The organism is Streptomyces sp. NPDC058964, assembly GCF_042741275.1.
Classification (GTDB): domain Bacteria; phylum Actinomycetota; class Actinomycetes; order Streptomycetales; family Streptomycetaceae; genus Streptomyces.
On sequence record NZ_JBHYKH010000681.1, the window covers coordinates 1 to 3965 of the forward strand.

Genomic DNA, 3965 nt, shown 5'->3' on the forward strand with positions numbered 1-3965 from the left:
CGGCTACGCCGCCGTCAGGGCGGCCGACGGCGTGCCGTGGACCGTGGTCTTCATCGCCGAGGCCGCGGCCACGGCGGTGATGCTCGCCGTTGTGGTCTTCGTCGCGGTACGGCCCCGGCCGCCGTTCTCGGTGCCCGTGGCCGCGGGCGGCGCGGTTGCCGGGCTGATCCTGCTGGTCGGCCAGGGGGCGGGCGGCAGCTTCAATCCGGCCCGGCAGTTCGGCCCGGAACTGTTCTCCGGGGACTTCACCTGGCTGTGGGTCTACCTGACGGCACCGCTCGTCGGAGCAGGCCTCTTCGCCATGGTGCGCGCCCGGATGCCGTCGGCGGCGCCGCTGGCTTGTCCGCTGTGCGAGCGGCACTCCTGCCACGTCCGGGTCCGGCCGGCGGCGGAGTCGTAGCAGCGGGCGCCCCGAAGCCGGGCCCCCGACCAGTGGCCGGATCCGTGGGATCCATGGCCCGGCAACCGGCCATTGCCGCCCGACGCAGGGCGGTTGGTACCGGACGTGCGCGACGGGACCGCCCCTCGGTCCCAGCGTTCGAACCATCCGAATCACCCGAGAAAGGCTATCTACGATGTCCGACACGACTCCCTCGAATCCTCGGGGGCCCGCGATGAACTCCGCGCCCTCCCCGGTCGCGAAGCCGCGGCCGGAGTTCCTGGTCGCGCTGGGCCTGGCCGCAGGTCCCGTGGTCGCACTGGGCTTCACCAGGTTCGCCTACGCGCTCCTGCTGCCGGCCATGCGTGAGAAGCTGCACTGGAGCTACGCCTCGGCAGGCGGCATGAACACCGCCAACGCGCTGGGCTACATCATCGGCGCCGCCACCGCGGCATGGTGGTCCCGCCGCTTCGGTGCCCGGGCGGTGTTCCTCTGGTCCATGGTGATCAGCGCCGTGGCCCTGCTGGCTTCGGCGACCACCGGGGACTTCGTCGGCCTCGCCGTCCTGCGGTTCGTCGGCGGCCTGAGCACCGCTGTGACCTTCGTGGTCGGCTCGGCGCTCGCCTCCCGCGTCCACAACGGCGGACAGCAGTCCCGGTCGGCCGGGTTGGTGGCCGTCTACATGGCAGGCGTCGGTATCGGCGTGGTGCTCTCCGGTGTCGTGGTCCCCGCGGCTCTGACGGCGTGGGGCGTCTCCGGCTGGCAGGCCGGATGGCTGCTGATGGGCGTACTCGCCCTGGTCGCCATCGGTCCCGCGGTCTGGGCCTCGCGGCACGTGGCCCCGGTGACCGGCGCGGCCGTCGCCCAGCGCGGCGGGGCCGGCCTGAAGGTGCTCGCACCGACCTTCGTCTGGTACGTGCTGTTCGGCGCCGGTTACGTCTCGTACATGACCTTCGTCATCGCCCTGCTGCACGGCCAGGGCATGAAGACCTGGGGCACCGCGGCCTTCTTCATCGTGCTGGGGGCGGCCTCCGTGGCCGCGACCCTGCTGGTGTGGGGCCGGCTCATCGGCCGGCTGCGCGGCGGCGCGGCCCCGACACTGGTGTCCGTCGTGGTCCTGGTCGGCGTACTGCCCGTCCTGCTGTGGCACGGCACCGTCGCCGCGATCGTCTCGGCGGTCGTCTTCGGCGGCTCGTTCATGGCCGGACCCACCGCCGTCACCGTGCTCGCCCGCCGGATGCTTCCGCAGCATGCCTGGACGTCCGGCATCGCCCTGCTGACCGTCGCCTTCAGCGTCGGCCAGGCGGTCGGCCCGCTGATCTCCGGCCTGCTGTCGGACTCCTCGGGCGGCATCGCCAAGGGCCTGTGGCTCTCCGTGGTGCTGCTGGGTGTCTCCGCCGTGGTCTCCCTCGCCCAGCGCGAGCGCGGCCCCGTCGAGCACCCGCACCAGGAGGCCCCGGTTCCCGGCCCCGTAGCCGTTCCCGCCGACCGGTCCGTCACCGAGCGCTGAACCGCTCACAGATCCAAGGAGTTCCCCATGTTCCACCGCATCCTGGTCGCCGTGGACGGCACCGCAGCCTTCCACAGCGCCGTCGAGACCACCGCCGAACTCGCCGCACTGACCGGCGCGACCGTGCGGGTCCTGCACATCGACACCTCCGACGTCGTCTACGACACCGTGGTCCCGCTGGAGGACGATTCCACCGCGCACCGCACGCTGGAGGACGCCGTCTCGATCCTGCGCCGGGCGGGCGTCGAGGCGGACGGTGAGCTGCTCGACGGGCTTGTGTCCGACGTGGCACCCGCCGTGCAGGACGCCGCGCAGCGCTTCGGCGCCGACCTGATCGTCCTCGGCCCGCACCACCGTGGCCGCCTCGCGTCCTGGTTCACCCCGAGCGTCAGCGACGCGGTCGCCCACGCCAGCAGGATCGCCGTACTCCTCGCGCCCGAAAGGAACTGACATGCGTACCCGCGACGTGCTGGTCACCGAGCGAGCGGGCGTGGCCCGGTCGGTCGCCGTCGGCCCGCACCGGATGGTCGCGGACGAGCCGGTCCCCGTCGGCGGCGACGCGGGACCGAACCCGTTCGAGCTCGTACTCGCCGGCCTGGGGACCTGCACCTCGATGACCCTGCGGATGTACGCGGACCGCCACGCATGGCCGCTGCGCGACGTCAGGGTCCGACTGCGGTTCGACGGTCCGGCCGTCGTCCGGGAGATCTCCCTGGACGGGGATCTGGACGACGGCCGGCGGCAGCGGCTCATGTCCGTGGCCGAGCGCTGCCCCGTCCACCGGCTGCTGAGTGCATCAGTGCCGATCACCACCGTGCCCGCCGGGCACACCGCCGATCCGGCGGACCTCGGAGTGAAGTAGCGGCGGGCGGTCCCGGAGCGACCCGTGCCGCCCGGAGACCGCCTCGGCCGCACATCCCGGAAAGGCGACGTGCGTCATGCGCCAGATCATCCTCGTGCGGCATGCGGAGACCGCGTGGAACCGGTCCCGCACGTACTACACCGGTCGGGACGACCCCGCGCTGACACCCGCGGGGGAGCGCGAGGCAGTCCTGCTGGGGCCGCACCTGGCGGTCCACCGTGACGCCCACGTGCTGTGCAGCCCGGCGCTGCGCGCCCGCAGTACCGCGAAGCTCGCGGGACTCGAAGCCGACTTCAGCGCGGATCTGCGGGAGTGGAGCTACCGGCTCCCCGACGGGCACAACGTCGAAGAGGGCTGCGAGGCGGCGCCGTGCCGCCATGACGTGTGGGACAGCGCCGTACGGTCCGCGGCTTGCACGGGTGAGTGCCTGCCGGAGGTCACCGCACGGGCGGACTACGTGCTCGGCTGTGCCCGCCGCCTGCTCGCCGGAGGCAGGGACGTGGTTCTGGTGACCCACGGCAACCTCATCCGCATCCTGACCGCCCGATGGCTCGGCCTGCCCGCCGCCGCAGGCGCGCAGCTGGCCTTGCGCACCGCCTCCGTCGGGCGGCTCGCGGTCTACGACGCCAGGCCAAGTCTGTTGGGCTGGAACTTCAGTCCGGCGTTCGACGCGGTCCCGCTCCCCTCGCCGCAGACGCCCGCCGAAGCGGCCCTCCCCGTCAGGAGCGCGGGGCTCAACGGCTGAGCCCAACCGCCCGTTCCACCGCCGGAGAACCCGGTGAACCAGGTGGATGAGCCGCCGGACGAGATGAGGCGCACGGGCTGTTCGTGCTGGAAACGGGCGTTACGGTCGTGGCCGTGTGCCACCTGGGCGATCCACTCGTTCACCGCGCGGCACCCAATCCCAGTGAGCCCCGTCCCTCGAAGGGCTGCCGATCGGGTCGGCCGTACGCCGCACCTGTTGCGTGTTGCCACCGAGGCGGGGACATGTGATGCCGTGCCGCGTCAACGGCGCGCGCCCGCAACGGGTTCGCCGCCGGATCGCGTACGGCCATCCACATCCGCGAGCAACCGGTCCGCGAGCCCGGCGAGCGTGATGACGCGACGTACCGGGACGCTCGCCGACGTCAGGCGGAAGTCCCGCCCCCGCCGGTGGCAGAGTGCCTGGGCGTGCCCCACCGGGGGGACGCCCGCCGCGTCGGTTAAGACAACTC

The 3965-nt window shown here is 72.8% G+C and carries 6 protein-coding genes; 5 read left to right on the plus strand and 1 reads right to left on the minus strand.

The features are described from left to right. From ACFW2E_RS42880 to ACFW2E_RS42900, 5 genes are all read left to right on the plus strand, one after another. Window positions 1-400 (plus strand): aquaporin (locus ACFW2E_RS42880; protein ID WP_384476413.1); only part of this gene is annotated, 400 nt, incomplete at its 5' end. Between the two features lie 214 nt (window positions 401-614). Next, entirely contained in the window at window positions 615-1889 is a 1275-nt protein-coding gene (locus tag ACFW2E_RS42885; RefSeq protein ID WP_384476417.1) for a YbfB/YjiJ family MFS transporter, read from the plus strand. A gap of 27 nt (window positions 1890-1916) precedes the next feature. Further along, window positions 1917-2339 (plus strand): universal stress protein, encoded by a 423-nt coding sequence (locus ACFW2E_RS42890; RefSeq protein ID WP_384476421.1) that lies wholly within the window; start codon window positions 1917-1919, stop codon window positions 2337-2339. A 1-nt stretch (window position 2340) separates the two neighbouring features. Next, window positions 2341-2751: an OsmC family protein gene (locus ACFW2E_RS42895; RefSeq protein WP_384476423.1), complete on the plus strand. Its 411-nt coding sequence runs from the start codon at window positions 2341-2343 to the stop codon at window positions 2749-2751. Between the two features lie 76 nt (window positions 2752-2827). Then, window positions 2828-3496: a histidine phosphatase family protein gene (locus tag ACFW2E_RS42900; RefSeq protein ID WP_384476426.1), complete on the plus strand. Its 669-nt coding sequence runs from the start codon at window positions 2828-2830 to the stop codon at window positions 3494-3496. A 260-nt stretch (window positions 3497-3756) separates the two neighbouring features. Here the strand turns inward: ACFW2E_RS42900 and ACFW2E_RS42905 are convergent. Then, window positions 3757-3965: hypothetical protein (locus ACFW2E_RS42905; RefSeq protein WP_384476429.1), on the minus strand; the 209-nt coding region annotated here is incomplete at its 5' end.

Coding starts and splice junctions, on each gene's coding strand:
- ACFW2E_RS42895 (WP_384476423.1), top strand. CDS start 2,341: ATGCGTACCCGCGACGTGCTGGTCACCGAGCGAGCGGGCGTGGCCCGG.
- ACFW2E_RS42885 (WP_384476417.1), top strand. CDS start 615: ATGAACTCCGCGCCCTCCCCGGTCGCGAAGCCGCGGCCGGAGTTCCTG.
- ACFW2E_RS42890 (WP_384476421.1), top strand. CDS start 1,917: ATGTTCCACCGCATCCTGGTCGCCGTGGACGGCACCGCAGCCTTCCAC.
- ACFW2E_RS42900 (WP_384476426.1), top strand. CDS start 2,828: ATGCGCCAGATCATCCTCGTGCGGCATGCGGAGACCGCGTGGAACCGG.